This window comes from Paenilisteria rustica, from assembly GCF_013820765.1.
Taxonomy (GTDB): Bacteria; Bacillota; Bacilli; order Lactobacillales; family Listeriaceae; genus Listeria_A; species Listeria_A rustica.
The window spans coordinates 59,875-86,698 of sequence record NZ_JABJVM010000005.1; the positions used below are offsets into that span (position 1 = coordinate 59,875).

Genomic DNA, 26,824 nt, shown 5'->3' on the forward strand with positions numbered 1-26,824 from the left:
ATACTAACTAATGATAATTTCAGCTAATTTCTTCTGAATGTCTAGCAATCCCGTTTCATTTAATCGCGCGAAAGTCAGCCTAATCGATGGCTCTTTAATCCCAAATAAAAAAGCTGGCATCACTAGTAATTTATGCTCTAAGAAAATATCAAAATCACGATTCGTCCATATTTTATTTTCAGGCAAATGGCACCAGAGATGGAACCCGCCTTCTGGAGTACGATACGTAAGCCCCTCCGGCAAATGAGCAATAAGCGCGTCCCTTTGCGTTTTTAGTGTTTCTTGCAACCAAACGATATGCTTGTCGAAATCTGAATCATTCAGCACATGGTTTGCCAATACTTGAGGGAAAATACTTAGTCCAAAGTCCATTTCCTGACGTGCTTCAGCAAGTCTTGTCACGACAGCCGCGGGGCCAAGCAACCAACCGATACGCGTCGTGGAACCCATTACTTTTGATAAAGAACCGATGTATAGAACGTTATCAGGATCTAATTTTTTCAAAAGCGGTGGCATCGGCTGATCGGCAAATCTAAGCATGCTGTAAGGATCATCCTCCACGATTGGAACCTGGATTTTGGCGCATAACTTCACGAAGGCTTCCCGACGTTTTGTGCCCATTGTTAAACTTGTTGGGTTTTGAAAAGTCGGATTGACAAATACCATCTTGATGCGATGCTTGCGATAAAGTTGCTCCAATTCGTCTAATTTTACGCCGTTGTCATCCATCGGTAATGCATAGATTCGTAAACCTGCTGATTGAAATATCGAAAGCGCGTAGAAATAGGACGGCGACTCAATCGCAATGGCATCCCCACTCGTCAGTAGACATTGTGTAATTAAAAACAACGCTTGTTGCGCGCCTGATGTGATAAAAATTTGATCAAGGCTCGTTTGGACATCGTGGTCTCGCGCCACCATGTCACGAATCGTTTCTTTTAACGGCTGATATCCCGCTGTGTCTTCACTATCTTCCTCCGCTAGAAAGCTCTGCCACGACAGCGCTGGCGTTGATATTTTTGGAATGAGATGTACCGGGAGCTCTCCAGAAGCAAGATCAATCACATCATCAGGAGATTCGCGCAGAAGCTGCTTCATTTTATCCATATAGGGCGTTGCTTGCAAAAAAGAACCTTGTGTCACGTAATGCCGCCAGTTTGTTTTTTGACCGGTAAAAACGCCCCATTTATCTTCGCTGATTCGAGTACCACTTCCTTGTTTGCGGGTGATGATACCGCGAGCGCTCAGTTCATCAAGCGCTCGCGCCAAGGTAGAGCGGTTGACCAGCAGCAAGCCCGCGAGCTCACGTTCAGGTGGTAACTTATCACCAGGAAGCAGTTTCCCTTCCTCGATATAGTTCTCTATTAGAGCAATTATTTGTTGGTAAATTGGGTATTGTTTGTCTTTTGGTATATGCCACATTTTATGATATCTCCTTTTCAGTTATTGGTGGAAGCCTTGTATTGCATCATGTGCGGCGCCTTTGGATCAGCTTTTTTAGAGGCTTATGTGGATGTGATGAAACTGCCATCCTTTTGGACAGACCCTCGAAATTTTCGTGCCCTCCATAAAAACCAAGTACGGGTTTTCACTGCGCCACTAACAAATTTTTTCGGGTCTAACGTAAAGAATAATCTGGTGGTTGTTCGAAGTGTAGCAATCATGTATGCGGGAACGCTCCGTTTTTTTGGCTTATCATCGTTTTCAGATCTAGCTTTGTTGTGGTTCTTGAAAAGCGTCGTTTGCTTTTTTAGAACCTCAATATGCAATTGAATGTAATGAAACTGTCATCCTTTTGGGCAGACCCTCGAAATTTTCGTGCCCTCCGTAAAAGCCAATTGCGGGTTTTCACTGCGCCACTAACAAATTTTTTCGGGTCTAACGTAAAGAATAATCTGGTGGTTGTTCGAGGTGTAGTAATCATGTATGCGGGAACGCTCCGTTTTTTGGCTTATCATCGTTTTCAGATCTAGCTTCAACGGCCAACTCCTCGAAAACTTCACGCCCTCCATAAAAAGCAAGAGCGGCTTTTTACTGCGGCCGCTCCAGTTTTTTTCGGAGCTGAACGGGCCGTTTCAGCTTTTCTTCATTGGACCACCAATTCGTCCTCCAATTGGCTGTTTTCATAAATTTGGTTTTAGCTTACCATAAGGTGGACAGGTTTCCAAGGCAGAGGTTCTACATATATAAAGGAGGAATGGATTAAATGGAAAAGCAAACTGGTAGTGAGTTGGTAAAAAGAGGTATGGCGCAGATGCAAAAGGGTGGCGTTATCATGGACGTTATTAACGCGGAGCAGGCGAAAATTGCGGAGGACGCGGGGGCTGTTGCGGTTATGGCGCTAGAACGTGTGCCTTCTGATATTCGTGCCGCGGGTGGGGTTGCTCGTATGGCCGACCCGCGTATTATCGAGGAAGTGATGAATGCGGTTTCGATTCCAGTCATGGCGAAAGCTCGTATTGGTCATATTTCTGAAGCGCGTGTTTTGGAAGCGATGGGCGTTGATTATATCGATGAAAGTGAAGTTTTGACTCCTGCTGATGATGAATTCCACCTTCTAAAAAGCGATTTTACCGTACCGTTCGTATGTGGTTGTCGTGATCTTGGCGAAGCGCTCCGTCGTATCGGCGAAGGTGCTTCGATGCTTCGTACTAAAGGTGAGCCCGGAACTGGAAATATCGTGGAAGCGGTTCGCCACATGCGCAAAGTGAATAGCCAAATTCGCAAAGTCAGCGTGATGAGTGACGATGAGCTGATGACCGAGGCCAAACTTTTAGGCGCTCCTTATGAACTTTTAAAAGAAATTAAAACACTTGGCAAATTACCAGTCGTGAATTTCGCTGCTGGCGGTGTGGCGACGCCTGCTGATGCTGCCTTGATGATGGAACTTGGCGCGGATGGCGTTTTCGTTGGATCTGGTATTTTCAAATCGGATAACCCTGCTAAATTTGCGAACGCAATCGTGCAAGCGACGACCTATTATACAGACTACGAGCTGATCGGCAAACTTTCAAAAGAACTTGGCGCGCCGATGAAGGGAATCGAGATTTCTCGTTTAAACCCGGAAGATCGTATGCAAGATCGAGGCTGGTAAGATGAAAAAAATCGGTGTTTTAGCGCTACAAGGTGCTGTATCGGAACATCTGGACGCGATTTCACGGACTGGCGCCACTGCTATCGCCGTGAAGCATCCTGATCAGTTGCCAGATCTCGACGGACTTATCTTGCCTGGTGGCGAAAGCACGACTATGCGCCGCCTTATGAAGAAATACGATTTATTCGAAACGATTCAAACTTTCGCAGAGTCTGGAAAAGGGATTTTTGGGACATGCGCAGGCTTAGTTTTAACAGCACGCGAAATAGACGGTAGCGATGATGAGACACTGAATCTAATCGATACCGTTGTGATGCGAAATGGTTTTGGTCGGCAAAAAGATAGTTTTGAAGCAGCGATTGAGATAAAAGGGATGGACGGCGAGCCATTTCCGGCAGTTTTCATCCGGGCGCCTTACATTGCTTCTGTTGGCGAACAGGTGAATGTCCTCGCGACGATTGATAACAAATGTATCGCTGCACAACAAGGAAAAATTCTCGTCACCGCGTTTCATCCTGAACTAACAGGAGATACGCGCTTGCTTGAGCTTTTCATTGCGACGCTGTAAAATGAAAAATACCGATTGCGCAAATAAGTCGCAATCGGTATTTTTATTTAGAATTATTCTGCTACAGCTTGTGCCGCAGTGATTAGTGTCAAATTGTAAACATCTTTCGTATTACAGCCACGAGAAAGATCGTTCACTGGTGCGTTCAAACCTTGTAAAATCGGCCCAACCGCTTCAAAATTACCCAGACGTTGCGCAATTTTGTAACCAATGTTCCCGGCTTCTAGACTTGGGAAAATGAATACGTTCGCGTCTCCTTTAAGAACGGAGTCGGGTGCTTTACTCGCTGCTACAGAAGGAACAAACGCCGCATCAAATTGGAATTCGCCATCAAGCACTAAATCAGGTGCTTTTTCTTTTGCAATCGCGGTTGCTTCGGCCACTTTCTCTGTTTCTTCCGATTTAGCGGAACCTTTTGTCGAGAAGCTAAGCATAGCAACACGTGGATCGATACCGAATACCGAAGCTGTTTCTGCACTGACAATCGCATTTTCTGCCAAGTCTTGCGCAACTGGTGCAATATTTATCGCTACATCACTGAAAACATATTTTTCGTCGCCGCGAACCATAATCATTGCGCCTGCTACTTTTGAAATGCCAGGTTTTGTTTTGATAATTTGTAACGCTGGGCGAACCGTATCCGCTGTAGAATGCGCCGCGCCACTTACAAGGCCATCCGCTTTCCCAGTGTAAACCAGCATCGTGCCGAAATAGTTCGGATCAACGAGGATTTTGCGCGCATCCTCTTCCGTTGCCTTGCCTTTACGACGTTCTACAAATGCCGCAACCAACTCATCAAAAAGTGGATCTGTCGCTGGCTCATGAATCGCGATACCATCCAAAGATACGTTCAATTCCGCCGCTGTTGCCGCAATCGCCGCCTTATCCCCGAGCAAAATTGGTGTTACAATACCATCTTTCAAAAGTTCCGCCGCCGCACCAACAATACGCGCATCTTCGCCTTCTGGTAGTACAATGCGTAAACCTTTTCCAGTCACTTGCGCTTTTAACGTTGTAAATAAATCACTCATAATTTCCTTTTCCTCCAATTAAATAATAATATGATATCTCTATTCTACTATGAATCCGAACACTTTGACAGCAATACAAATCGACTAGCACAGTTTGAAATAAGCGCGCTTTGTATCAATACAGGAATGAACAGTCATTCAAAATACTTTATCGAACTGTAGCGGTCAATTATTTTTTACAACTAGTACAGTTTATTTTTCAAATGTCGTTAATGCAGCTAACTCATCTTTCGTTAACGGCCGATATTCCCCGAGTCCAAGCGTTTCATCCAAATACAAGGCCCCCATCCGCAAACGTTTCAAATAAACGACCTGCTTATCGACCGCCTCAAACATCCGCTTCACTTGATGGAACTTCCCTTCTTGGATCGTTACTTCCACATCAGAAAACCCATTTTCGACCTGCAAAATGACCAATTCCGCCGATTTACACGTATAATTATCCGAAATTGTAACGCCTTCTCTAAAAATCGCGATATCCGCTTCCGTTACAACACCTTCAATTTTCGCAAAATACGTTTTATCCACATGCTTTTTAGGAGATAATAAATTATGCGCCAAAACCCCGTTATTCGAAATAAGCAACAATCCTTCTGTATCTTTATCCAAACGCCCCACCGGGAAAAGTTTTTTCAATCGATCTCGTTCCTCTAATATGTCAATGACCGTCTGATCCCAATTGTCCTCCGTCGCGCTAACAACGCCTGGTGGTTTATTCATCATCAAGTATGTAAATTCCTCGTAAACGACCGCTTCCCCGTAAACTTCCACCAAATCTTGCACAGCGTCCACTTGAAATTTCGCCTCTTTTTGCCGCACATCATTCACCGTAACCGCGCCATTTTTCAGTAGTTGCTTGACTTCTGTCCTACTTCCAAAGCCACTATTGGCGAGCAATTTATCTAATCTCATTCCTTCCAACGCCTCCATACCCGATTTTTGCATTTCTTCTATATATAACCCATTCTACCGTTTATTTCGAATCCTGACAATTGCGCTCGTTGTGATTTCACTTTTCAGACGCACTTTTATATGCTAAAATAAGAGTAATTGATAATGATAATCATTATACATACGATCGGAGGCGCCAGTCAAAATGAAACAACTCAATGAAGTCGCTATTGGGGAACACGTTACGATTACGCAATTAAACATCACAAATCCTAAGCTTGAAAAACGGCTTTTATCGCTTGGTTGTAAAATCGGTTGTGAAGTTTGTATCAAACAAAAGGGTTTATTTGGTGGGCCTTGCACATTCGAGACGAAGGGGCAGTATATTAGTATTCGAAACTGCGATGCGTGCGCCATCTTGGTCGAAATGCCATGACAACAATTTGTTTACTTGGAAATCCGAATACGGGGAAAACCTCACTTTTTAACGCGCTTACTGGTTCTTATGAAACGGTTGGCAATTGGAGTGGCGTGACCGTAGAAAAGAAACTTGGAACGCTACGTCAAAAAGCTGGGAAAATTATTGATTTACCGGGCATCTATGATTTAAGTCCGCTTTCACGTGACGAGACGATTGTCACCCGTTTTTTGCTAGAGGAGCGCTTTGATTCTATTTTAAATATTGTCGACGCATCGCAATTGGAGCGTAATTTGCATCTGACCGTACAATTACTTGAACACGGCGCGCCTGTTGTTATGGGATTGAACATGGTGGATGTCGCTGCTAATCGCGGTATTCGCATTCAAATTCCTGCCATCGCACGCAAATTACATATTCCGATTTTGCCTGTTGTCGCTAGAACTGGAAAAGGTACCGATGAAATTCTAGCTGCCATTATTGAAAAAAGTCCAGCGCCCGCACGTGGTCTTATTTTGCCTTATGGAGACGTTGTAGATGAAGCGATTTCCGAGTTGAAGCCGCTCCTTGAATCGCATGTAAAACCAAAACAACAGCGCTGGTTTAGCATCCAGTTTTTCAGTGGGAATGAGGCGATGAATGATTTCTTGGCGCACCACAATGTGCTCGAAGCTGCACTCATGATTCGGAATCGCTTGCAAGAAAAGCTAGAAACACCGCTAGAACAGTATTTCTATCAGATTCGTGAATCCTTTATTGCCGATATTTGTCTGGAAACCGTCGAACATACGAAAAAACATAATATCCCGCTCTCCGATAAGCTTGACCGTCTGTTTACGCATCCATGGCTTGGTATTCCGCTATTTCTGCTCGTGATGTATCTGATTTTCCAGATTACATTTACGTGGATTGGCGTCCCGCTTTCTGATCTGCTCGATAGCTTTTTCGGCGGTGCTTTATCCGATTGGGTTACTTCCGGTCTAACGTTTATCGGAGCCTCCCAGTTCATTATCGACCTCGTTGTTAGCGGTATTATTGCGGGTGTTGGCGGCGTTCTCGTCTTTATTCCGCAGATTTTGGTCCTATTTTTCTTCATTTCATTGCTGGAAGACTCCGGCTACATGGCGCGGATTGCGGTTGTTATGGATCGGGTTATGGAGTTTTTCGGCTTAAATGGGAAGGCGTTTATACCGATGATCATTGGCTTCGGCTGTAACGTTCCGGGAATCATGGCCGCGCGATCCATCGAAGAATCCAAAGAACGAACCTTGACCATTCTCGTGACGCCGTTCATGTCCTGTTCCGCGCGACTTCCCGTTTACGCGCTTTTCGCCGGTGTATTTTTCGCCCAAAATCAAGCGCTCGTCGTCCTCTCCTTTTATGTAATCGGCATCGTGCTCGCCCTACTCGTTACAAAAATTCTATCCGTGACGCTGCTCAAAAAAGATAATTCAGTATTCGTCATCGAGCTTCCACCTTACCGCGCCCCGTCTTTTCGAACATTATGGCGCAGCACCTGGGAAAAAGGACGCGGATTTTTACGAAAAGCAGGGACCTTCATATTCGCAGGTTCCGTTATTATTTGGCTGTTAAATTACACTGGCCCAACTGGATTCAACGTCCCAATGGGAGATAGTTTTCTCGCTATGATTGGTGGTTTTATCGCTCCAATTCTAGCACCACTCGGATTCGGAACGTGGCAAGCTGGTGCGACACTCATTCCCGGTTTTCTAGCAAAAGAAGTCGTGATTTCTACTATGTCGATTATTTACGCAACAAAAGAAAGCACGCTCGCATCCGTCGTTGGTGCGCATTATACACCGCTATCCGCCTACTGCTTCATGCTTTTCATTCTATTATATATTCCTTGTTTGGCGACAGTCGCAGCGATTCGCAAAGAGATCGTCTCCTTCAAATGGACAGCTTTTGCAGTAATTTACCCACTCGTAACGGCTTACGTTCTCACGCTGTTTGTCTACCAAATCGGAAGCTTATTCTTATAAAGGAGGCTGTGAAAAATGGTATCCCTACTCGTAAATATAGTGATTGGCAGCCTCATATTCGGCTACACAGTCTATGCACTCGTCCGCCACATCCAAAAAAGTAAACAAGGAAAATGCGGCGGTTGCGATTTAGAAAAGTCATGTGACAGCGAAAAATCAGCGCCATTCTAATACGAAAAAAGTCCGCCTCATTTTCCAGGCGGACTTTCATTATGTATACGGTCGATATTTTTTACGGAGCGACACTTGTTCATCCTTGCGTGCCTCCAAATCGTCTTTAAAAAACAAACTAATCTGCCCCTTCTCCACGCGTTCTATTTTTCCACGTTTCACCAGCGATGATAAGGCTTGTTTCGAAATCCCTAAGAAGGCAGCTGCTTCCTCTGTTGTAAAGAAATATTTTTCTAAAAGTCCGATTGCTCTCTTTTTTTCCACATTACCACCTACTTTCTTAACCTATTTTACTGGATGTCAGAACTCTTTTTCAACCCATAACTTAAAAATACTTTCATCTAATTCTAAAAAAGGCTATACTTAGTTTGTTAGTGTACTCGAAATGGAGGTTTTCTGTATGAATCCAATCATAGATCATTTGCAAAATCATCGTTCTTTTCGCAAATATAAAGCGGATAAAACGATTCCAAAGGCACAATTAGATAGTATTATTCGTTCTGCTCAAAGTGCTCCGTCTTGGATCAACGGCCAGCAATATTCGATTATCGCTATCCAAAATCCTGAGCGCAAACAGAAAATCGCGGAACTCTGTGGCAATCAACCGTACATAGCGGAGTGCTCCGTATTTCTCGTTTTTGTGGCTGATTTCTACCGGACGCATTTGGCGAGTGAACAGCACCAAGGCTCGCATTCTGCTGTCGAAAATGTGGACGCTTTACTCGTTGGGGCAACGGATGTTGGGCTAGCTTGTGAAAATGCGATTATCGCGGCGGAATCCTTTGATTTAGGCGTTGTTTGTATCGGCGGAATTCGGCGTAATATGGCGGACGTCATTGATTTCTTGAAACTGCCATCACATGTTTTCCCGGTTGTCGGACTTTGCATCGGCTATCCTGATGTAGAGATGCCGATTAAACCTCGTTTTCCGAAAGAAGCTGTTTACTTTGAAGAAACCTATCAAACGGACGTTGCAGACTTAATGTCGGCCTATGACGAAACGATTATTCCTTTTTCAGCACGTGAAGGTGGAATTTCGTGGACGAAGCGTGTTTCTGCATTTTATGATAAAGATTATTATCCTTCGATTGCAGAAACACTGAAGCAACAAGGTTTTTTGATGAAAGATGTATAAAAATTAGGAGGCTATTATAATGACAAAGGCTTTATTTTTAGATTCAGTTTTTCAAGATCGCATATGGGGAGGCACGAAATTACGTGACTTCTTCGGTTACACGATTCCAACAGAAACGACCGGTGAATACTGGGCGATTTCGGCACATCCACACGGTCCTTCTACTGTTAAAAACGGCGAATTTGCTGGAAAAACACTGATTGACTTGTGGGCGGAGCAACCTGCTTTATTCGGCAATCCAAAAGAGCCGGTATTCCCCTTACTGACGAAAATATTGGACGCAAATACCGATTTATCCGTGCAAGTTCACCCGAATGATGCGTATGCGAAAGAGCACGAGAATGGCGAGCTTGGCAAAACGGAATGTTGGTACATTATTGATTGCGAACCAGGCGCTGAGCTCGTTTATGGCCATAATGCAACATCAAAACAGGAATTGATTGACTGGACACGTGACGGTAAATGGAGCGAGTTGCTTCGTAAAGTAGCAATTAAACCAGGTGATTTTTTCTATGTTCCGAGCGGTACGATTCACGCGCTTTGCACAGGGACACTCGTTCTTGAAACGCAACAAAGCTCGGATACGACTTATCGCGTGTATGATTACGATCGTGTTGATAAAGACGGAAATAAGCGCGAACTTCACTTGGAGAAATCCATCGATGTGACGACTGTTCCTCACCATGATGCCGTTTTAAATGTCACCACAAAAACAACAGACGCTCTAACAGAAACTACTTTTGTAGATAGTGAATTTTTCGCAGTGTACAAATGGGATATCGATGGAAAAGCTGATTTCGAAGCCACAGCGCCATACACATTGGTCAGTGTGCTTGCCGGATCTGCGACGCTAACAATTGACGGTGAATCAACGCCGATCAAAAAAGCCGATCATTTCATCTTACCGAACACGTGCAAAAACTGGACCATTGACGGTAACATAAGCTGTATTGTTTCTACACCAGCGAAATAAATTTTGCGAAGATTCCTCCCCTTTTTTATTTAGGTGGAGGTTTTTTCACAAACACAGAGTGAGACAGCGTTCTCTTTTTTGTGTTACAATTTAGGCAGTACATAAGGAAGGAAGTGCTTTATTATGAACGAAGCAGTTAAAACATTAGACGGTTGGTTTTCGATACACGATTTCAGAACAATTGATTGGCCAGCACTCAGAGAAGTTTCCCCTATTGATCGCGATGCTATGCTCAATGAATTACAAAATTTCTTGGGCGACATGGATATCACGAAGAAAATGGGGGAAGGTGAACACACAATTTACTCGATTATCGGTCAAAAAGCTGATTTGCTATTTTTCACGCTTAGACCTACACTTGAAGGTTTGAATGAGGTTGAGAATCAGTTGAATAAACTGCGTATTGCAGATTATTTATTGCCTGCATATTCGTACATTTCTGTTGTGGAATTGAGTAACTACTTGGCAAATCACTTGTCTAAAGGGGAAGATCCATATGAAAATAAACATGTGCGTGAACGTTTATATCCAGAACTACCGGCACGGAAGCATATTTGTTTTTATCCAATGACAAAGAGACGGAATTTATCTGACAACTGGTACATGTTGCCGATGGAAGAACGCCAAGCGATGATTCGTGACCATGGCGCGATTGGCCGTACGTACGCTGGGAAAATTAAGCAGATCATTGGTGGTTCTATTGGTTTAGATGATTTTGAGTGGGGCGTGACGCTATTTGCAGATGATGCGCTTGATTTTAAACGAATTGTGACGGAGATGCGATTTGATGAGTCCAGTGCCCGGTTTGCGGAGTTCGGTTCCTTCTTGATTGGGAATTATGTAGCAGCAGATGAGCTGACGAATTTTTTTAGGATTTAATGATTGTTCATAGGTTTTAGAACCCAGCTTCCCAGTAGTAAGGGGGCTGGGTTTTTGTTGAGGCTCTTATGAAGCATCCCCTGCTGAATTAGAGCCTCAATATGCATGCGAACACCGTGAGCAGGTAATCCATCAATGGCTATTATGAAGCATCCCTTGCTGAATTAGAGCCTCAATATGCATGTGAACACCGTGAGCAGGTAATCCATCAGTGGCTATTATCCGCAGAATCCCCAAACTACCTAGAATCAAATATTAAAACGCTAGGCTCTAAATTTTTTAATTACGTTCGGCGCCTCCGGATCTAGCATTCAACGGCCAGCCTCTCGGAATTTTCGTGCCCTCCACAAAAGTCAAAGAGGACTTTTACTGCGCCCCCTAACAAATAAATTGGTTGTCAGTCTCGCGCCGCTCTACTGCCTATTGATTCATTACATCAAACCAAACGACGGTTTGAAAATTCATCAACATAAAAGGGCCGTCTCAGCTTTACATCATTACAAAATTGTAAGTCTCCTCTCCCATAATGTCATCTTAGACAATGGAACCGACCTCTCTTTACCGTTAAACTAAGGGTATAGTTATTTATTTAGGAGGAGTTTACATGGAAATAGTTCTACAGGCAAAAAATGTTCGCAAGGTTTACGGCATTAAAGGTAATGTTTACACAGCTTTAGATAATATCAGTTTGGAAATTGCAAAAGGGGATTTCGTTGGTATCATGGGTCCAAGTGGTGCTGGTAAATCGACACTTCTCAATGTTTTTTCAACAATCGACAAACCAACATCTGGTGAGATTCAAATTTCTGGGCAAGAACTCGAAACAATGAATGAGCAACAAATGTCCTCGTTCCGCCGAGACCAATTAGGTTTTATTTTTCAAGATTATAACTTATTGGATACGTTAAGTGTTCGGGAAAATATTATCTTACCACTTGCGCTTGCGAAACGTCCTCTGAAGGAAATGGAAACAAGCCTTGAAAAAGTAGCTGATACGTTTGGCATTCGAGATATTCTAGATAAGTATCCTAACGAGATTTCCGGTGGGCAAAAACAACGGACCGCCGCAAGTCGTGCGATTATCGCGAATCCTAGTTTGATTTTCGCGGATGAACCAACTGGTGCCCTTGATTCGAAGTCAGCCACTGATTTGCTCGAGAGCTTGAAAGACCTCAATGAGCAGGAACATTCGACGATTATGATGGTTACGCATGATGCTTATGCGGCGAGCTTTTGTAAGCGAATTTTATTCATTAAAGATGGTGCGATTTATACAGAAATTTATCGTGGTACAAAAACGCGTAAGGAGTTCTTCCAAAAAATTCTCGATGTGTTGGCGCAACTAGGAGGGGACATGAATGACGTTATTTGATCTAGCAAAAAAGAATATCAAACATAATTTTGTCCATTACTTCCTTTATTTCGCGTCAATGATTTTCTCGATTATGATTTACTATACCTTTGTTTCTTTGGCGAAAGACCCAGCTGTTATTGAGCGAATTGATAAGAGCGCCAAGCTTTCCGCAGTATTCAATGCCTCATCGATTGTCTTGATTATCTTTGTTGCCATCTTTATTTTATATTCCAATCACTTTTTCACACGAAAACGTAAAAAGGAAATCGGTCTCTATTCCCTGCTTGGTCTTCGTAAAAAAGAAATTGGACGCATGCTTTTCTATGAGAATTTCTTGATGGGCGTGGTCGCACTTGTTATTGGGATTAGCCTTGGAACGTTAATGTCCAAACTATTCGTCACGGTACTGCTCAAGATCATGAATTTTGGTGGCGTCAGTAACTTTGTCTTTTCCATCGATGCTGTGATTAATACGGTTGTTATTTTCATCATCATCACGCTGGTTACATCGTTTACCGGCTATCGTATTATTTATCGCACGACACTTCTCGATCTTTTTCATTCGGAAAGTAAACGTGAAAAAACGCCAAAAAACAATCCAATTCTAGCTATTCTCTCGATATTATTAATTGGAGCAGGCTATTTCCTTGCTCTTCAACCACTTAGCGAAGATTCCCTTCTAGTAAAAATGGGCCCAGGACCTGGCATGTTGACCATTCTATTCTTAGTTATCATCGGGACTACACTACTTCTGAGCAATTTCTTACCGTTCCTACTTAACCAGATTCGCAAAAATAAACGGGTTTTCTATAAAGGCACGAACATCATTAGTAATTCCCAGCTCGCTTTTCGGATTGGCTCAAACGCGAGAACCCTTGCTATCATTGCGATTTTGAGTGCTACAACACTGACAGCTATCGGCGCTATTGGTAGCCTTTACTACAATGTGAACAAAGAATCGGCAAACTCCTTCCCTTCTACTTTTGAATATACGATTGTCGATCAAAAAAGTAATCAAGAAGCGCTGAAACTAGCTGAAACTAACACACAAACACCAATGACTGGCCATCAAGAAACAACTCTGAACCATATCAAAGCAACGAGTGATCGCGAAATGCCGATGGAGTATGATCCTGAAAGTGGCTTTACATTCATCAGTCAAACAGCTTACAATAAACTTCTAGCGCTACAAAATAATACAGAGACAACGAAAGCCGACCTAAAAAATGATGAAGCGATTCTAATCGCACCGGGTTCTCTTTACGAAGAAAAAACGGCAAAGTCACTTGAAAATCAAAGTTTCACCTTAGAAAATAGTACGAAGCAAAAAGTAACTTTAACAGAAACACTAAAAAACTCACCGATTGCTACCGTTTACAGCTTGCTCATTATTTCTGATGATGTAGCTAAAACAATTTCGACTCAAAAAATGCAGACTCTCCAATCCGTCATGGTCGATAATCCAAAAGACGCAATTCCTTTAAGTGAGCAAATGGCAAAAGCACTGCCTGAAAACGCTAATTTCATAAGCTATCCAACAAACTATGAAAACGCAATGAGCATAACTGGCGTACTACTTTTCATTGGTATGTTCATCGGTCTTGTCTTCCTTGCAGCAACGGGTAGTATCATCTACTTCAAGCAACTAACCGAAGCATACAACGATGTCGCAACATATGATATCTTGAAAAAAATCGGTTTGGATCGCAAAGAAATTCGTAAAACAATCGCCAAGCAAGTGCTTGTGGTCTTCCTTGTACCGCTTATACTTGGTATCGCCCATAGTTCCGTCGCGCTTGCTATGCTTTCCAACATGTTGCAGATGGATCTGACATTACCAGTTCTCATCAGTACCGGAATCTACACAGCGATGTTCATTGTTTACTACTTCCTGACAGTCAACACATATACAAACATCGTCATGGGAAAAAAGAAATAAACACAAAATAAGAAGTATGGCGCACCTGTCTTGTTGATTGGTACGCCATACTTTCTTCTTGTTTACTTGTATTTTGCTCCATTTACGCTAAAATAGACGTATATCTTTTAAAATCGACTGGAGGAACAAGGATGGAAACTATATCAGATTATTTAGCAAAAATCGATAATCCCGAACAGCGCGCACAAATGGAAGACGTTTTTAAATGGATGAAAGAAGAATTCCCCGACTTAAAGTCAAAAATCGCTTGGAATCAACCGATGTTTACCGATCACGATACCTTTATTATCGGCTTCAGCATCGCCAAGAACAACTTTGCCGTTTCACCCGAAGCAGTTGTCGTGGCTCGTTTTTCAGAAGCTATAAAAGCAGCCGGCTATACACATACAGCGAATCTAGTGCGCTTCCCGTGGGATAAACCCGTGAACTATGATTTACTGAAAGAGATGATTGCATTTAACATAGCGGATAAAGCAGATTGCGAGACGTTTTGGCGGAAATAAGTCTGAAATATAATTCGAGACACCGATAAACACAAATCGGTGTTTTCTTCATTTAGCCCTCATTATATCTCTAAACAATACAGGGAATCGCGACTTATCACCTCGGTAAAGAAGCATAAGCGTATTTTGAAACCACTGAAAACAAACATACCCAATCATACATCCCACAAAATTAAATAAAATATCATCTACATCAAAAACTCGGAACATGTATCCTACAGAAACACCAATGATAAACTGGCTAAACTCAATAATCAGTATAAATATCACGCTCGCAATCATTATTTTTTTCCAAGATGCATGCATTAAAAATGGTAGCCCGAAACCAAAAGGGATTGTCAAACATATATTCAAAAAATAATTATTCACATCAATACTTGAAAAAGGAACAAGAGAAAGCCCATTCCAAATAGAATTCCCCTCTGCCACCATTCCTTCCATTGCATAGATTGGAAATTGTGTCAGATTAACCACTTCTGCAAGGTAGATGTAGAAAATAGTGAAATACATCATATAGATCCAATTTTTCTTAAAGAAAAACTTGAATACACTAAACGTACATACGTATATAACAAATATTGAAATTAAAACTTCCCAGTAATCAAAATAAATAATCATATCACACCTTCTGTCATTGTTAACATTTTAGTTACTAACTGTGCCGGAGCCTTTTACATTATTACCATCATCATCATTTTTCCACATTATTAAATAATATTGAGTGCCACCACCAACAGTTTTTGAAAATCTTGTCTTAGAAATTTTAGTTGGATAAGTTGAACTTCTACTAGAAAGCGCTTTCGAAAAAGAACCAAAACTATTACGTGTTGTCTTATTCCTTAGTTCATATCCAATAGCATTAGCCTTTTTTGAATATCCCTTATCTGCACTATAGATATATTGTGAACCTGTCAAATATGCATTCCCTTTAGATAATTTATGATACTTTCCAGTTACAGATCCATCCACGACTCTTTTGTCCATTGTAAATGAATAACCAGTTGACGCCGCTTTTACAATTAAAGGTAAACTAAAAATAGAAACAAACAGTAATATTAAGACTCCCGTACATACTTTTCTCGATACTTTTCGCATAAATACCCCACCTTTTTCTATATATTGATATTACATGACTAACTTTATTATATATTTTTTAAGCCGTCAAACGAAAGGTATTATATATATCTTTTTATACTTTTTGTTTTATAATGTTCATTTTAATAAAGCAAGAATAGTATAAATTTGCATAAAATAATACGTGGAATAGAGTACCATAAATAGGAGCTATTCTTATACATTATGCTTAAAGGGTAGCTTCTTTACTCACTAATTCAAGTTCTAGTATATTAAATTGCCTTCTAAAATAAATCTATACCTTTTTCAAATATACAATAGTTAACTTATCATCTGAGTCATATTTTTTATTATTCACCGCGAGCACTAACAAATTACTTTATAAATTAATACAAAACCGTTATAATTCAGAGGTTTCTATATCTTATGGACAGATTATTTTTCCTTTAGTATTTATCAGTACTTAAATCAGACTACGTAAAAATAGATTTATGTAAAGAAAAACCGGCAAAACAGCTAATTAATTTGCTTATTAGACAAAAAAATATCGCTAATCCGGCAATGTCAGCAGGTTTAGCGATTAAAAGGGAGTTTAAGGTAAGAAAGACTCTCAATTACTAAAAAGGGAGAAAAAGTAATTAAGATGTCGTTGCTTACATGTATAATACCCCGCTAATTTGGAATGTAATCCTTTTTTTCAACTTTTTTTATTAAGGTTAGGTAACAATAATTACCACCGTTCAGGCGATACCGCGAAATCCCTTCTTACGCCTTACTTTTTATATTACAGAGTTGGTTTATATTTTGCTACGGCGATAATGAAACAAATCCATCCAGCGATAAATGCTACTCCGCCAAGTGGTGTAATCGCGCCTAGAACGGATACCTTGGTTATGCTGAGCACGTATAAACTTCCTGAAAATAGGACGATTCCCGTTGCAAACAAATAACCTGCCGCTCGTAACAAGCCGCTATCTATTTTTCCGAGGAGTAAACCTACAATTAAAATGGCTGTGGCATGAAACATTTGATATTGTACGCCTGTTTCGAAAGTCGTGTGGTAACTTCCTAGCGTTTCTTTTAGCGCGTGTGCACCGAAAGCGCCTATTCCTACGGCTAAACCGGCGAATATGGCTCCTAGTATTAACATTTTTCTCATTTCTTCATCGAACCCCCTAAAAATCTAACAATGAATCGCCATTGGATCCATCTTCTGTTTCTATTTTTCCACCATCAAGCGTTGCGGGCTTTGCTATAGGTAATTCACCTGTCATCGCTTGATATTCCATGCTTGAGCTCAAAATTGCTGGTTTCGCAGAGGGGCTTTCTTGTCCGCGCATCACATCAATCAATACGGTCAATCCGTGCAAGTGTAGTTGCTTATCTTGTTCGGATGAGGCTGCTTTCGCGAGGTTTAATTCCTGCTCCATTTTTGCAAAAAGGGCTTGGTCGGACACTGTCATCACGCATGTTCCTCCTGCTTATCTAATTGACGAATCACGCGCGCTGGATTTCCTGCAACAACCGTGTTCGCTGGCACATCTTTGGTTACCACTGAGCCGGAGCCAATAACCGCATTATCGCCAATCGTGATTCCCGGATTGATCACACTTCGACCGCCAACCCACACGTTATTTCCAATCGTGACGCTTTTCGCCAATTCCTGCCCACTATTTCGTTCCGTCGCGTCCAGTGGATGGTACGCTGTATAAACATGCACGCCAGGCGCGAACATGCAATTATCGCCAATTTTAATCGGTGCGCAATCTAAGAAAACACAATCGAAATTTGCATAAAAATAATCGCCGACTTCTATATTGTAACCGTAATCGCAACGCACATTAGGCTCCATGTAAACATCTTTCCCTGATAAACCTAATAATTCACGAATATGTACTTCACGCTCGGCAGTATCGCTCACAACGCCATTAATTTTCGCGCATAGTTCCCGTGCTCGAACTCGGTCTGCTACAAGTTCCGCGTCCCCCGCCCGATATAATTCGCCACTAATCATTTTTTCACGTTCTGTCATCATTTTATTTGCCACCTTTCATTATTTATACACTCCTTCCATTATACCGTTTTTCCAGCAAAAAGCCCAATTCAAAAAAATTCTGAACCGGGCTGATAACGCATTATTTTCCGCTTGCTGGGAGGAACTGAAATATCTTTTTGAACGAGCCTGTTATCAAAGTTACGATAGCCAGCACCATTAGGACGAATTCTGGTTCGTAGCCGCCTAAGAAACCGCTTGAAAACTTCACTGTCACAATCGCCACGGCCAAAACAATAACAAAAAGCGCCGAAACATAAGGGACTAACACGCCAAAAACAAGCGCCAAACCGCCGACTAATTCAATCGAAGCTACGATATAAGCCATAAATCCAGGAATCCCTAAACTATCGAAAAACTGTACTGTACCGCCAATCCCGTTCGTAAATTTCTGTAAGCCATGTAGGAACATCAATCCTCCAAGTAAAATTCGAACAATTAAAATACCATATTTATTCATTTTTTCTAATCTCCTTTATCTGTGTAGTAAAATTTATTATGTCGGAAAAATATATCCTACTGCTTAACTGGGTATTAAATTTTTATTAAATCTCAGCTTTATAACCCCTGATTCCCCGATTTTACTTACTGCAATTTTGCTGAAAAAATGATATCCTAGTGTTGTAGGTACGAAAATGGGAGGATTCTATTATATGATAAAAGTAATTGCTTCAGATATGGATGGCACACTGCTTAACTCAAAAATCCAAGTGGACGATGAAGGCGTGAAAGCTATCGAACAGGCTCGCGCAAAAGGCATTCATTTCGTGTTATGTACTGGGCGAATGTACGATGATGCGATGCAACTAATCAATCACGCAAACCTTTATGCACCAGCGATTTGTATGAATGGTGCCGAGATTCGCGATGAACACGGCAAGATTTTGAAACAAATCCCGATCGATAAAACCTCAGCACGATATACGTATCAAGTTTTAACAGATTTGGGGATGTATTGCGAGTTTTTCACCGATATTGGTCCGATTTCGCCGAATAAAGACAAGGGTATCGAGCTCATGAAAGAAATTCAGCGCAAAGTTCATCCTGATTTAACGACAGACGAAATTCACCGCTATGTCGAGGAACGTTTTGAGAGCAAAGATGTTCACGTGATTGATGATCCAGAGCGCCTTTTTCAAAACGAGGACATCACGATTTTGAAATTCATCGCCTTTTCTTCTGATCAAGTGGTGCTCAAAAAAGCGAAAGACGAGCTTGAATCAAAAGGAAATTTGGCGGTTAGTTCTTCGTTCTCCGACAACATTGAAATTACACACATCGACGCGCAAAAAGGCCTTTCCTTGCAATTTTATGTGGAAAAAATGGGCGTGACAATGGATGAAACCTTCGCGATTGGCGATAATTTCAATGACGTTTCCATGTTGAAAATGGCGGGTTACAGCGTCGCGATGGGCAACGCTGAACCGGCTGTCAAAAAACTAGCCAAACACGTCACGGATTCAAATGACGAACATGGCGTCGCGACTGCCATTCACAAGATGCTTGAATCAAATAATTAAGGTAACTGGAGGGAATTTATCATGACAATCAAAAAAACATTAACCGTTGCAGGCTCGGATTCTAGCGGTGGCGCTGGACTCCAAGCAGATTTAAAAACATTTGAAGAGTACGGCACATTCGGATTTTCGGCGATCACAACAATCGTGACGATGGATCCAGACAATAATTGGAGCCATGGCGTAACACCGCTTGATGCCAATTTATTGCGTGCCCAGTTAAAAACAATCCTATCCGGTGGCCCAGTGGACGCGATGAAAACCGGAATGCTTGGTTCTGTTGAAATCATCGAAGCAACGCGTGACGCCATCGATGAATACAAGTTACAAAATGTCGTTATCGATCCCGTTATGGTTTGTAAAGGCGAGGACGAACTTATCCAACCAGAAAATGCCGAAGCTATCCGTGATTTATTGCTACCTCGCGCGTTAATTACGACGCCAAACCTATTCGAAGCAGGACAACTTTCAGGTCTCGGCAAATTAACAACACTCGACGATATGAAAGCTGCTGCTGAAAAAATTGTCGCACTTGGTGTGAAATATGTCGTCATCAAAGGTGGAAAAGCGTTGCAAAGCGATAAAGCCATCGACCTATTATATGATGGAACAACATTCACCGTTCTTGAAACACCAAAAATCGACACCAACTTCAATCACGGCGCAGGCTGTACATTTGCAGCAGCAATCACGGCTGGACTTGCTAAAGGTTTAACCGTTGAAGAATCCGTGCATAAAGCAAAAGACTTCGTAACAGCTGCGATAAAAGGCGGTTTTGCCCTAAATAAATTCATCGGTCCAGTTTGGCACGGCGCATACAACAACGCAGAAAACAGATAAGGTTCTGGAATTGATTTCTCAACAAAAACCAGCGTGGAAGCACGCTGGTTTTTGTTTGTGAATCACTTTTCATACAATTTCCTCTTTGAACATGTTATAATGGTAGTGAAACTTATTTTAGGGGGATTTAAATTCATGACACAAAAAAAAGATGCGATAAATAAAGCGTCATCTGAAAAAAACTATTTCTGGCCCATTATGATTTTGTCATTCGTAGCGGTAGTCGTTATTTTACTGCTATTCTTCTCGCCAATCGGTTATCAAGGGAAAGTAGACTATGACTTATCTGTTTTTCCTCGTCTCAATGCCATTTTTAACAGCTTTACGTTTGTTTTTCTGTTAATTGCTTTGTGGGCGATTATTGCGAAGAAAAATATCAAGATGCACCGTGGCTTCATTTTAGCCGCTTTCACATCGACGTTATTTTTCCTAGTTAGTTATTTGACATTTCATTACATGTCTGCCGAAACATCAACCTTTGGTGGCGAAGGAATTGTTCGTCCGATTTACTTCTTTATCCTGATTACACATAGCTTCCTTGCTGCAGTCGTTGTGCCTTTAGCGCTCTTCGCACTTGTATGGGGCTGGACAAATCAAATCCAAAAACATAAAAAAATCGTTCGTTGGACAATGCCAATTTGGCTATATGTAAGTCTGACTGGCGTACTCGTTTACTTGTTTATGGCGCCTTATTATTGATTTTAGGGGATCTTACTATTAACGCTTGTCGCCGATTTATTAGGTGTATGCACCCATTTTGAAACATTTATGTAACATTGGTTAGCTATACTTATTCTGGGAGAATTGTTTTGTTGTTAGCTTCAATCTAATGAACGAGGTGAAAGATATGGCCACTCGCCAAGATCGCAATCAACCAACGAAGAAGAAACTACGAAAAGGCAGGACTATTTTTGCAGTAATTTTAGTCATTATTCTAGCCATTGCTGGATTCGGTTTTTATCAGTATAAATCTAGTCTAAATGCGGCTGAGGCTGATAATAACATGAAAGACTTTGAATTTAATGGGCAAAAAGCGGAAGATGTGAATGATCTCAATGTGCTTTTAATAGGAAGTGATTCGCGTGGGAAAGACCAAGGTCGTTCGGATTCCTTGCTTATCGCTCACTATGATACGAAATCAAAATCACCGAAATTAGTCTCGATTATGCGTGATACATATGTCGATATTCCTGGTTACGGTTTGAACAAAATCAACGCTGCTTATTCTTTTGGTGGTCCTGAACTGGTTCGCCAAACAATCAAAGAGAATTTTGGCGTTAATATTGAGTATTATGTGGTTGCTAATTTTGAAGGGTTCCCGAAAATTGTCGATACACTCGCGCCAAATGGGATCGAGATTGATGCTGAAAAAGATATGTCAAAAAATATCGAGGCTAACATTAAAGCTGGTAAGCAAACGATGGATGGCGAAACATTGCTGCAATATGCGCGTTTCCGTCATGATGCTGAGAGTGATTTCGGCCGGGTTCGTCGTCAACAGCAAGTCTTGAATGCCCTGAAAGATCAGGCGCAAAGTATCGGTACCGTAACGAAGCTTCCAAGTTTGATTGGTACGATGCAGGGCTATACGAATACGAATGTGACGACAGGCATGATGATCTCAATTGGGAAAGATTTCGTGCTAGGTAACGCCAAAGATATGAAAGATTTCCGGCTACCTGTTGATGGTACGTATAAAAATGTCCGCAATTCACATGGTTCTGTGCTAGATATTGATGTGGCAGCAAATGCGAAAGCTTTACAAGATTTTTTAAATGACTGAGAATGTGAAATCACTTGTTCCGAGTAGCGGGTGGTTTCTTTTTTTTGACTACGGTGAGGAAGAAGCATATACTATTAGTCAAAGAAGGGCAGTGATTTTATGACAAACAATAAATTTGGGCAAGTTCCCTTATCCATTCTCGATTTAGCAACCATTCGTGAGGGTTTCAATGAAGCGGATGCGTTTCAAAATAGTAAATCGCTCGTTCAGTTTGCTGAAAAAACAGGATTTCACCGCTATTGGGTGGCTGAGCATCATGGTATTGCTGGTGTTGCTAGTTCAGCGACGGCTGTTTTGATAGGATTTCTTGCTGGGCATACCGAAAAAATTCGTGTCGGTTCGGGTGGCGTCATGCTACCAAACCATTCTCCACTCATTATCGCTGAGCAGTTTGGGACGCTCACAACAATGTATCCCGGTCGGATTGATCTTGGGCTTGGTCGCGCGCCAGGCACCGATTTCAAAACAGCTCGGGCACTCCGTCGTGACTTACATGAAACAGTAGAAGCTTTTCCTAATTCGGTGATTGAACTAGGCAACTATTTTTCAGATGGCGGCAATGATGGCATCGTTGCGATTCCCGGTCGAGGTCTCCACGTACCACTTTATTTGCTCGGGTCTAGTACGTATAGCGCCAAGTTAGCCGCGAAATTTGGTCTACCTTTTGCATTTGCTAGCCATTTTGCACCCGATGAATTAGAAAATGCGTTGGAACTTTATCGCAGTCGCTTTGAGCCATCGGACGTTTTGGATGAGCCTTATGCTATGGTGACGGTCAGCACGATTATTAGTGATACCATGGAGGAAGCTGATTTTCTAGCAACATCAGGCTATCTATCGTTCTTAAATCTGACACGGGGCGCGCCTACCCCACTTCCAAAACCGATTTCTAATATGGATCAACACTGGTCCGAATATGAAAAACATGCACTAAAGCATCAACTAAAGTATTCTTTCATCGGCGACCAGCACAAAGTAAAAGCGGAACTGCAAGAATTCATGGCTACGCATCAACCCGACGAACTGATTGTTGCATCCAATATCTATGACCCTGTACTCAAACAGAAAAATTACGAACTACTCTATAAAATTTGGGGAAATAAAGAAGTTTAGACGCAGCGTCTAAACTTCTTTTTTATTATGAATACTATACGTTTTCTCCACACCATCATGTGATAAAAGAACACCGTGCAAAGCTCCGCCAAATACCGCTCCACCATCAATATCGATAATCGAACGGTCTGGCGAATACCAAATAGCGGTCCCACCATCGGCATTCAAACTCTCTGTCGGCGTGTGACCCACTACAAACGTCTTTCCCGTCCGATTTGTACCTTGTTGAAATGGCTCACGAATCCAAACCATATCATGTTCTGGTGTCTGCTTCCAATCGGATAATTCCAAATCAACACCTGCGTGGACAAACACAAAACGACCCCACTCCATATAATATGGTCGTTTTCTAATGAAGGCAAGTTCTGCAGCAGCCTCATTTTCCACTCGCCGCGCTAGTTCTTCGGGCGTTATTTTGGCAGCATTTTTGTATGCTAGTAAGCTTTCAATCGTTTCCATTCCGCCTTGACTAATGTAATACATCATTTTCTCACTCGGGTCTGCAAGCCAATCCAATAGCATATTTTCATGATTGCCACGCAAGAAAATGGCATCATATTTCGCCTCAAGAAACATCGCTTTTCGAATAACAGCACCTGGATTTGTCCCGCGATCGATTAAATCACCAACAGATAATAAGCATTCTTTATCTGGGTTCCAATGTGTTAAAAGCTCCTCGAAAGCCGCTATTTCTCCATGAATATCACCAACTGCAAAAATGTAATCCATCGCTATCACCTCATATGTAGTACCTCTGAAGCATTGGCTAAAAACACCAAACTTCGAAAGGCTGATCTGCGTATTAATCAAGATCATTTTATAACTTATTTAGTTTTTTCTCCACTGATTTGATTTCTTTTTCAAGTGCATTCATTCTTAACTCGGTAGCTGAAATCGTACCATTTACTAAATTAGCATCATTAAATTGATCTGTTTCTCCAAGCAATTCCTGATGCTGGCGGCGCAATTCAATAAGACGATCCTCTAAATCTTGTTTTTCATAGGCCATATATTTTCACCTCCACTAACCTCATTCAGATCTATTTTACCTTATAGCCTATTCCCCTTTACTCGAAAAGTCAATCATTTTATAAAAATTTGGATTATCACTATCAATGTGACTGATTCTATGGTAGTTTTAAGTATACATGTATTTTCACAAAAGAAAGGGGATAGAATTTTTATGATGAGTATTTCAGAAGTTAGAAAAATGACGAAGCAATCCTTAAAGGGTAATTGGGGATTGGCAATTGGGGGTATGGCGCTTGCTTATGTAATTTTAATGGCTGTGTCAATGATTAATTTCATTCCAGTGCTCGGAACGATTGCTTACTATGTTTTCGCTGGTCCTTTTATGATTGGTGCGACTTGGTTCTTCCTTGCAATTAGCCGTCAAGAAAAGCCGGAAATTGGTTATTTATTTAGTGGTTTTAAAACGTTTGGTCGTAATTTACTTGCAGCGGTACTTGTATTTATTTTTACTTTTTTATGGAGCTTATTATTCCTTATTCCTGGTATTATTAAATCATTTTCATACTCGCAAACATTTATGATTTTACGCGATGATCCTAATATTTCTCCGCTTGACGCGATTACAGAAAGTCGCCACCGCATGAATGGCCATAAAGGTCGCTTGTTTGGACTTGTGCTATCTTATGTTTGGGTATTCTTTATTCCAGTTATCATTATGATGGTGCTTGGAATCATTGCAATGGCTACAACAGCAATGTTTGACTATGGCTATAATTCGTATTCGTATGATTACTATAGTAGCGTACCAGATATGAGCCCGGTATTTGCGATTGTGTTTATTCTTGGTTACTTTTTGATGCTTGCTGTATTATTCGGTTTAGCCATTTGGATTTATCCACAAGTGCTTGTAGCTTGTGCGGTGTTCTATGACGATTTATATGCAAGTACTGGAACGTTTGGCGGTGATACGGATACGGCAGCCTACACAACGACAGTTCCCGAAGATGACACAACATTTGGCGCGATTCCACCGGTTGATCCGACACCAGTCGATGAGCCAGAATCGCCGCATTTCGAAAATAAAACATGGGGTGCTGATTCCATGGTTGATCCGGTTGAAGCTCCTGAGGCAGAACCAAAAGCCGATGTAAGCACGCACGAAACCCCAACAGAAGAAACACCTGACGATACAATAAGTGAAGCTGTTCGCCCATCTCAACCAGCAGATCACGAAGAAACAACGGAACAAAAGAATGACGACGAACAAAAATAATATTTCATTAGGCAATTCTATTTTCACTGTGCAAGAGGCTTCTGTTTCCGACGAAGCCTCTTTACAGCAACTTATGATCGATACGGCATCTTGGCTAAAGAATTCTGGCTCCTCTCAATGGAACGATATTCTGGAAGGGAAAGATGTCCATGGGCTAAAAGATCGCATTCGAGATGGCGAAGTCTTTTTAGTACGTGAAACAGAATCAGAAGGCATCGCATCAGCCTTTATTTTACGAAAAACAGCGAGCGACTGGGATAAGCGTTTATGGCGTGACCACGGTTATCAAACACCTGCGCGATACTTGCACCGCTTAATGATTGCTAGAGCCTTCGCTGGTCAAAACTTAAGTCAAGCAATTCTCGACTGGGCAGGCGTGGAATCCGCACAAAGCCACTACCAATACCTGCGACTCGACTGCATAGCTGACAATAAAAAATTAAACACTCTCTATCAAAAAGCTGGCTTCATACAAATCGCAATCGTCGACGGCTTCTGTCTATACGAAAAAAGAACGTAGGATAATCATGCCCTACGTTCTTTTTGTGCACTCTTCACCGAAAAGCACTAAGCGCAAAATCGCTAAATAAGGCTTGAATACGCTCATTCGCTAAGTCATATTCATTTTGTTCAAAGGCATCCGCAATCGCCGTAAATTTCTTCACAGTCAAATCACGTTTATCCTCCGAACCTTGCTTCACGACCGTTTCCATCGAAAAATTGTTAATCGTGAAAAAGACACGCTTCACATTCTCATAATAATACGGATTTGGATCATGTTTTAGAATACGGAAGAAAAATTGGTGTTGATTGAAGATGTAATCCTCCATATTTTGCAAATAAGAAGAACGATCCATCGATGCAATATAATTCCGCAACGCCGCTATATCGACCGGCGTATTATTTTTCTTCATTTTCTGAATTGCGGCATCCATAAACACTTCGATTACTTCTAAGAGGTAAGCGTATTTCGCCGGATCAATCATCGAATCTCGAACAACAACGCCACTATATGTACGATAATCTAGAATTCCCTCTGAAACCAATGCCGTAATTGCCTTGCGTATCGGCGACCTACTAACATCTAATTCCTTTGCCAAACGTTCCTCTGTCAAATGCTCGTTCGGTTTTAATTCCCCTGTTTTTATCTTCTCAATAATGCTAAAATAGACCATTCTGTCTAGCGTCTTATACTCTCGTTTACTTTTCAATGCTCTCGACACCCCTATCTTAATTACGA

Annotated in this window: 31 protein-coding genes; 18 read left to right on the forward strand and 13 right to left on the reverse strand. The window is 41.6% G+C overall.

Annotated features, from left to right (window positions below; genetic code table 11):
* Window positions 1-3 precede the first annotated feature (3 nt).
* Window positions 4-1,422 (reverse strand): aminotransferase-like domain-containing protein, encoded by a 1,419-nt coding sequence (locus tag HPK16_RS06470; protein ID WP_181676192.1) that lies wholly within the window; start codon window positions 1,420-1,422, stop codon window positions 4-6.
* 784 nt (window positions 1,423-2,206) lie between these two features.
* On the opposite strand from HPK16_RS06470, the gene pdxS reads away from it, so the two are divergent.
* Together pdxS and pdxT are read left to right on the forward strand one after the other, a co-directional pair.
* Complete coding sequence (gene pdxS / locus HPK16_RS06475; protein WP_036060913.1) at window positions 2,207-3,094, forward strand: pyridoxal 5'-phosphate synthase lyase subunit PdxS; 888 nt, start codon at window positions 2,207-2,209, stop codon at window positions 3,092-3,094.
* Between the two features lies 1 nt (window position 3,095).
* Entirely contained in the window at window positions 3,096-3,662 is a 567-nt protein-coding gene (gene pdxT, locus HPK16_RS06480; protein ID WP_181676193.1) for a pyridoxal 5'-phosphate synthase glutaminase subunit PdxT, read from the forward strand.
* Window positions 3,663-3,715: 53 nt separating this feature from the next.
* Here the strand turns inward: pdxT and pta are convergent, their stop codons facing one another.
* Together pta and HPK16_RS06490 are read right to left on the reverse strand one after the other, a co-directional pair.
* Window positions 3,716-4,693 carry a phosphate acetyltransferase gene (gene pta / locus HPK16_RS06485; protein ID WP_181676194.1) on the reverse strand — a complete coding sequence of 326 codons (978 nt, stop codon included), beginning with the start codon at window positions 4,691-4,693 and terminating at the stop codon, window positions 3,716-3,718.
* Between the two features lie 192 nt (window positions 4,694-4,885).
* Window positions 4,886-5,605, reverse strand: a complete 720-nt coding sequence (locus HPK16_RS06490; RefSeq protein ID WP_181676195.1) for a pseudouridine synthase — start codon at window positions 5,603-5,605, stop codon at window positions 4,886-4,888.
* A gap of 184 nt (window positions 5,606-5,789) precedes the next feature.
* Here HPK16_RS06490 and HPK16_RS06495 point away from each other — a divergent pair, with 184 nt between their 5' ends.
* From HPK16_RS06495 to HPK16_RS06505, 3 genes are read left to right on the forward strand one after another with little or no spacing between them, the layout of a single operon-like run.
* A complete protein-coding gene (locus tag HPK16_RS06495; protein ID WP_036060907.1) occupies window positions 5,790-6,020 on the forward strand; it encodes a FeoA family protein in 231 nt (76 codons plus the stop codon).
* Window positions 6,017-8,005, forward strand: a complete 1,989-nt coding sequence (gene feoB / locus HPK16_RS06500) for a ferrous iron transport protein B (RefSeq protein ID WP_181676196.1) — start codon at window positions 6,017-6,019, stop codon at window positions 8,003-8,005. Before HPK16_RS06495 ends, feoB begins: the two co-directional genes overlap by 4 nt.
* Window positions 8,006-8,020: 15 nt before the next feature.
* A complete protein-coding gene (locus tag HPK16_RS06505) occupies window positions 8,021-8,176 on the forward strand; it encodes a FeoB-associated Cys-rich membrane protein (RefSeq protein ID WP_181676197.1) in 156 nt (51 codons plus the stop codon).
* 39 nt (window positions 8,177-8,215) lie between these two features.
* On the opposite strand, the gene HPK16_RS16760 is transcribed toward HPK16_RS06505, so the two are convergent.
* Window positions 8,216-8,440, reverse strand: a complete 225-nt coding sequence (locus HPK16_RS16760; RefSeq protein WP_181676198.1) for a type IV toxin-antitoxin system AbiEi family antitoxin domain-containing protein — start codon at window positions 8,438-8,440, stop codon at window positions 8,216-8,218.
* 136 nt (window positions 8,441-8,576) lie between these two features.
* On the opposite strand from HPK16_RS16760, the gene HPK16_RS06515 reads away from it, so the two are divergent.
* The 6 genes from HPK16_RS06515 (at window position 8,577) to HPK16_RS06540 (ending at window position 14,959) form a co-directional block, all read left to right on the forward strand.
* On the forward strand, window positions 8,577-9,311 hold the full coding sequence (locus HPK16_RS06515; protein ID WP_181676199.1) for an NADPH-dependent oxidoreductase: 735 nt from the start codon (window positions 8,577-8,579) through the stop codon (window positions 9,309-9,311).
* 19 nt (window positions 9,312-9,330) lie between these two features.
* The gene (gene manA, locus HPK16_RS06520; RefSeq protein WP_181676200.1) at window positions 9,331-10,284 is read left to right on the forward strand and encodes a mannose-6-phosphate isomerase, class I; all 954 of its coding nucleotides are present in this window, start codon (window positions 9,331-9,333) and stop codon (window positions 10,282-10,284) included.
* A gap of 123 nt (window positions 10,285-10,407) precedes the next feature.
* Complete coding sequence (gene hemQ / locus HPK16_RS06525) at window positions 10,408-11,163, forward strand: hydrogen peroxide-dependent heme synthase (protein WP_181676201.1); 756 nt, start codon at window positions 10,408-10,410, stop codon at window positions 11,161-11,163.
* Window positions 11,164-11,767: 604 nt separating this feature from the next.
* A complete protein-coding gene (locus HPK16_RS06530) occupies window positions 11,768-12,535 on the forward strand; it encodes an ABC transporter ATP-binding protein (RefSeq protein ID WP_181676202.1) in 768 nt (255 codons plus the stop codon).
* Window positions 12,522-14,456 carry an ABC transporter permease gene (locus HPK16_RS06535; RefSeq protein ID WP_181676203.1) on the forward strand — a complete coding sequence of 645 codons (1,935 nt, stop codon included), beginning with the start codon at window positions 12,522-12,524 and terminating at the stop codon, window positions 14,454-14,456. The genes HPK16_RS06530 and HPK16_RS06535 overlap by 14 nt, the downstream gene beginning before the upstream one ends.
* A 131-nt stretch (window positions 14,457-14,587) precedes the next feature.
* Entirely contained in the window at window positions 14,588-14,959 is a 372-nt protein-coding gene (locus HPK16_RS06540) for an iron chaperone (protein ID WP_181676204.1), read from the forward strand.
* A 48-nt stretch (window positions 14,960-15,007) separates the two neighbouring features.
* On the opposite strand, the gene HPK16_RS06545 is transcribed toward HPK16_RS06540, so the two are convergent.
* The 6 genes from HPK16_RS06545 to HPK16_RS06570 form a co-directional block, all read right to left on the reverse strand.
* Window positions 15,008-15,577, reverse strand: a complete 570-nt coding sequence (locus tag HPK16_RS06545) for a VanZ family protein (protein WP_181676205.1) — start codon at window positions 15,575-15,577, stop codon at window positions 15,008-15,010.
* A gap of 27 nt (window positions 15,578-15,604) precedes the next feature.
* Window positions 15,605-16,054, reverse strand: a complete 450-nt coding sequence (locus tag HPK16_RS06550; RefSeq protein WP_181676206.1) for a hypothetical protein — start codon at window positions 16,052-16,054, stop codon at window positions 15,605-15,607.
* Window positions 16,055-16,817: 763 nt separating this feature from the next.
* Window positions 16,818-17,192: a DUF423 domain-containing protein gene (locus HPK16_RS06555; RefSeq protein WP_181676207.1), complete on the reverse strand. Its 375-nt coding sequence runs from the start codon at window positions 17,190-17,192 to the stop codon at window positions 16,818-16,820.
* Between the two features lie 16 nt (window positions 17,193-17,208).
* Window positions 17,209-17,496 carry a YwdI family protein gene (locus HPK16_RS06560; RefSeq protein WP_181676208.1) on the reverse strand — a complete coding sequence of 96 codons (288 nt, stop codon included), beginning with the start codon at window positions 17,494-17,496 and terminating at the stop codon, window positions 17,209-17,211.
* Window positions 17,496-18,065, reverse strand: a complete 570-nt coding sequence (locus tag HPK16_RS06565; RefSeq protein WP_281368025.1) for a sugar O-acetyltransferase — start codon at window positions 18,063-18,065, stop codon at window positions 17,496-17,498. The genes HPK16_RS06560 and HPK16_RS06565 overlap by 1 nt, the downstream gene beginning before the upstream one ends.
* A gap of 103 nt (window positions 18,066-18,168) precedes the next feature.
* Window positions 18,169-18,546: a DoxX family protein gene (locus tag HPK16_RS06570; RefSeq protein ID WP_181676210.1), complete on the reverse strand. Its 378-nt coding sequence runs from the start codon at window positions 18,544-18,546 to the stop codon at window positions 18,169-18,171.
* Window positions 18,547-18,739: 193 nt separating this feature from the next.
* Between HPK16_RS06570 and HPK16_RS06575 the strand changes: the two genes are divergently transcribed.
* From HPK16_RS06575 to HPK16_RS06595, 5 genes are all read left to right on the forward strand, one after another.
* The gene (locus HPK16_RS06575) at window positions 18,740-19,606 is read left to right on the forward strand and encodes a Cof-type HAD-IIB family hydrolase (RefSeq protein WP_181676211.1); all 867 of its coding nucleotides are present in this window, start codon (window positions 18,740-18,742) and stop codon (window positions 19,604-19,606) included.
* Between the two features lie 21 nt (window positions 19,607-19,627).
* Window positions 19,628-20,443 carry a pyridoxine/pyridoxal/pyridoxamine kinase gene (gene pdxK / locus HPK16_RS06580; RefSeq protein WP_181676212.1) on the forward strand — a complete coding sequence of 272 codons (816 nt, stop codon included), beginning with the start codon at window positions 19,628-19,630 and terminating at the stop codon, window positions 20,441-20,443.
* Between the two features lie 135 nt (window positions 20,444-20,578).
* Window positions 20,579-21,142 (forward strand): DUF420 domain-containing protein, encoded by a 564-nt coding sequence (locus tag HPK16_RS06585; RefSeq protein WP_181676213.1) that lies wholly within the window; start codon window positions 20,579-20,581, stop codon window positions 21,140-21,142.
* Window positions 21,143-21,290: 148 nt separating this feature from the next.
* Window positions 21,291-22,226, forward strand: coding sequence for an LCP family protein (locus HPK16_RS06590; RefSeq protein WP_181676214.1), 936 nt, complete (start codon window positions 21,291-21,293; stop codon window positions 22,224-22,226).
* Between the two features lie 99 nt (window positions 22,227-22,325).
* Window positions 22,326-23,339, forward strand: coding sequence for an LLM class flavin-dependent oxidoreductase (locus HPK16_RS06595; RefSeq protein ID WP_181676215.1), 1,014 nt, complete (start codon window positions 22,326-22,328; stop codon window positions 23,337-23,339).
* A gap of 9 nt (window positions 23,340-23,348) precedes the next feature.
* Here HPK16_RS06595 and HPK16_RS06600 read toward each other — a convergent pair whose 3' ends face one another.
* Window positions 23,349-24,068 carry a metallophosphoesterase gene (locus HPK16_RS06600; protein ID WP_181676216.1) on the reverse strand — a complete coding sequence of 240 codons (720 nt, stop codon included), beginning with the start codon at window positions 24,066-24,068 and terminating at the stop codon, window positions 23,349-23,351.
* A gap of 88 nt (window positions 24,069-24,156) precedes the next feature.
* Window positions 24,157-24,348, reverse strand: a complete 192-nt coding sequence (locus tag HPK16_RS06605; protein WP_181676217.1) for an Lmo0654 family protein — start codon at window positions 24,346-24,348, stop codon at window positions 24,157-24,159.
* 174 nt (window positions 24,349-24,522) lie between these two features.
* On the opposite strand from HPK16_RS06605, the gene HPK16_RS06610 reads away from it, so the two are divergent.
* Both HPK16_RS06610 and HPK16_RS06615 read left to right on the forward strand, forming a co-directional pair.
* Window positions 24,523-25,584, forward strand: coding sequence for a DUF975 family protein (locus HPK16_RS06610; RefSeq protein WP_181676218.1), 1,062 nt, complete (start codon window positions 24,523-24,525; stop codon window positions 25,582-25,584).
* Window positions 25,565-26,104: a GNAT family N-acetyltransferase gene (locus tag HPK16_RS06615; RefSeq protein WP_181676219.1), complete on the forward strand. Its 540-nt coding sequence runs from the start codon at window positions 25,565-25,567 to the stop codon at window positions 26,102-26,104. Before HPK16_RS06610 ends, HPK16_RS06615 begins: the two co-directional genes overlap by 20 nt.
* 34 nt (window positions 26,105-26,138) lie before the next feature.
* Here the strand turns inward: HPK16_RS06615 and HPK16_RS06620 are convergent, their stop codons facing one another.
* Window positions 26,139-26,795, reverse strand: a complete 657-nt coding sequence (locus HPK16_RS06620; protein WP_181676220.1) for a GntR family transcriptional regulator — start codon at window positions 26,793-26,795, stop codon at window positions 26,139-26,141.
* Between the last annotated feature and the right edge of the window lie 29 nt (window positions 26,796-26,824).

What these genes read in the sequence shown, in the direction of transcription:
- HPK16_RS06470 (WP_181676192.1), bottom strand. Translation starts at nt 1,422, where the DNA reads ATGTGGCATATACCAAAAGACAAACAATACCCAATTTACCAACAAATA.
- pdxS (WP_036060913.1), top strand. Translation starts at nt 2,207, where the DNA reads ATGGAAAAGCAAACTGGTAGTGAGTTGGTAAAAAGAGGTATGGCGCAG.
- pdxT (WP_181676193.1), top strand. Translation starts at nt 3,096, where the DNA reads ATGAAAAAAATCGGTGTTTTAGCGCTACAAGGTGCTGTATCGGAACAT.
- pta (WP_181676194.1), bottom strand. Translation starts at nt 4,693, where the DNA reads ATGAGTGATTTATTTACAACGTTAAAAGCGCAAGTGACTGGAAAAGGT.
- HPK16_RS06490 (WP_181676195.1), bottom strand. Translation starts at nt 5,605, where the DNA reads ATGAGATTAGATAAATTGCTCGCCAATAGTGGCTTTGGAAGTAGGACA.
- HPK16_RS06495 (WP_036060907.1), top strand. Translation starts at nt 5,790, where the DNA reads ATGAAACAACTCAATGAAGTCGCTATTGGGGAACACGTTACGATTACG.
- feoB (WP_181676196.1), top strand. Translation starts at nt 6,017, where the DNA reads ATGACAACAATTTGTTTACTTGGAAATCCGAATACGGGGAAAACCTCA.
- HPK16_RS06505 (WP_181676197.1), top strand. Translation starts at nt 8,021, where the DNA reads ATGGTATCCCTACTCGTAAATATAGTGATTGGCAGCCTCATATTCGGC.
- HPK16_RS06515 (WP_181676199.1), top strand. Translation starts at nt 8,577, where the DNA reads ATGAATCCAATCATAGATCATTTGCAAAATCATCGTTCTTTTCGCAAA.
- manA (WP_181676200.1), top strand. Translation starts at nt 9,331, where the DNA reads ATGACAAAGGCTTTATTTTTAGATTCAGTTTTTCAAGATCGCATATGG.
- hemQ (WP_181676201.1), top strand. Translation starts at nt 10,408, where the DNA reads ATGAACGAAGCAGTTAAAACATTAGACGGTTGGTTTTCGATACACGAT.
- HPK16_RS06530 (WP_181676202.1), top strand. Translation starts at nt 11,768, where the DNA reads ATGGAAATAGTTCTACAGGCAAAAAATGTTCGCAAGGTTTACGGCATT.
- HPK16_RS06535 (WP_181676203.1), top strand. Translation starts at nt 12,522, where the DNA reads ATGACGTTATTTGATCTAGCAAAAAAGAATATCAAACATAATTTTGTC.
- HPK16_RS06540 (WP_181676204.1), top strand. Translation starts at nt 14,588, where the DNA reads ATGGAAACTATATCAGATTATTTAGCAAAAATCGATAATCCCGAACAG.
- HPK16_RS06545 (WP_181676205.1), bottom strand. Translation starts at nt 15,577, where the DNA reads ATGATTATTTATTTTGATTACTGGGAAGTTTTAATTTCAATATTTGTT.
- HPK16_RS06550 (WP_181676206.1), bottom strand. Translation starts at nt 16,054, where the DNA reads ATGCGAAAAGTATCGAGAAAAGTATGTACGGGAGTCTTAATATTACTG.
- HPK16_RS06555 (WP_181676207.1), bottom strand. Translation starts at nt 17,192, where the DNA reads ATGAGAAAAATGTTAATACTAGGAGCCATATTCGCCGGTTTAGCCGTA.
- HPK16_RS06560 (WP_181676208.1), bottom strand. Translation starts at nt 17,496, where the DNA reads ATGACAGTGTCCGACCAAGCCCTTTTTGCAAAAATGGAGCAGGAATTA.
- HPK16_RS06565 (WP_281368025.1), bottom strand. Translation starts at nt 18,065, where the DNA reads ATGACAGAACGTGAAAAAATGATTAGTGGCGAATTATATCGGGCGGGG.
- HPK16_RS06570 (WP_181676210.1), bottom strand. Translation starts at nt 18,546, where the DNA reads ATGAATAAATATGGTATTTTAATTGTTCGAATTTTACTTGGAGGATTG.
- HPK16_RS06575 (WP_181676211.1), top strand. Translation starts at nt 18,740, where the DNA reads ATGATAAAAGTAATTGCTTCAGATATGGATGGCACACTGCTTAACTCA.
- pdxK (WP_181676212.1), top strand. Translation starts at nt 19,628, where the DNA reads ATGACAATCAAAAAAACATTAACCGTTGCAGGCTCGGATTCTAGCGGT.
- HPK16_RS06585 (WP_181676213.1), top strand. Translation starts at nt 20,579, where the DNA reads ATGACACAAAAAAAAGATGCGATAAATAAAGCGTCATCTGAAAAAAAC.
- HPK16_RS06590 (WP_181676214.1), top strand. Translation starts at nt 21,291, where the DNA reads ATGGCCACTCGCCAAGATCGCAATCAACCAACGAAGAAGAAACTACGA.
- HPK16_RS06595 (WP_181676215.1), top strand. Translation starts at nt 22,326, where the DNA reads ATGACAAACAATAAATTTGGGCAAGTTCCCTTATCCATTCTCGATTTA.
- HPK16_RS06600 (WP_181676216.1), bottom strand. Translation starts at nt 24,068, where the DNA reads ATGGATTACATTTTTGCAGTTGGTGATATTCATGGAGAAATAGCGGCT.
- HPK16_RS06605 (WP_181676217.1), bottom strand. Translation starts at nt 24,348, where the DNA reads ATGGCCTATGAAAAACAAGATTTAGAGGATCGTCTTATTGAATTGCGC.
- HPK16_RS06610 (WP_181676218.1), top strand. Translation starts at nt 24,523, where the DNA reads ATGATGAGTATTTCAGAAGTTAGAAAAATGACGAAGCAATCCTTAAAG.
- HPK16_RS06615 (WP_181676219.1), top strand. Translation starts at nt 25,565, where the DNA reads ATGACGACGAACAAAAATAATATTTCATTAGGCAATTCTATTTTCACT.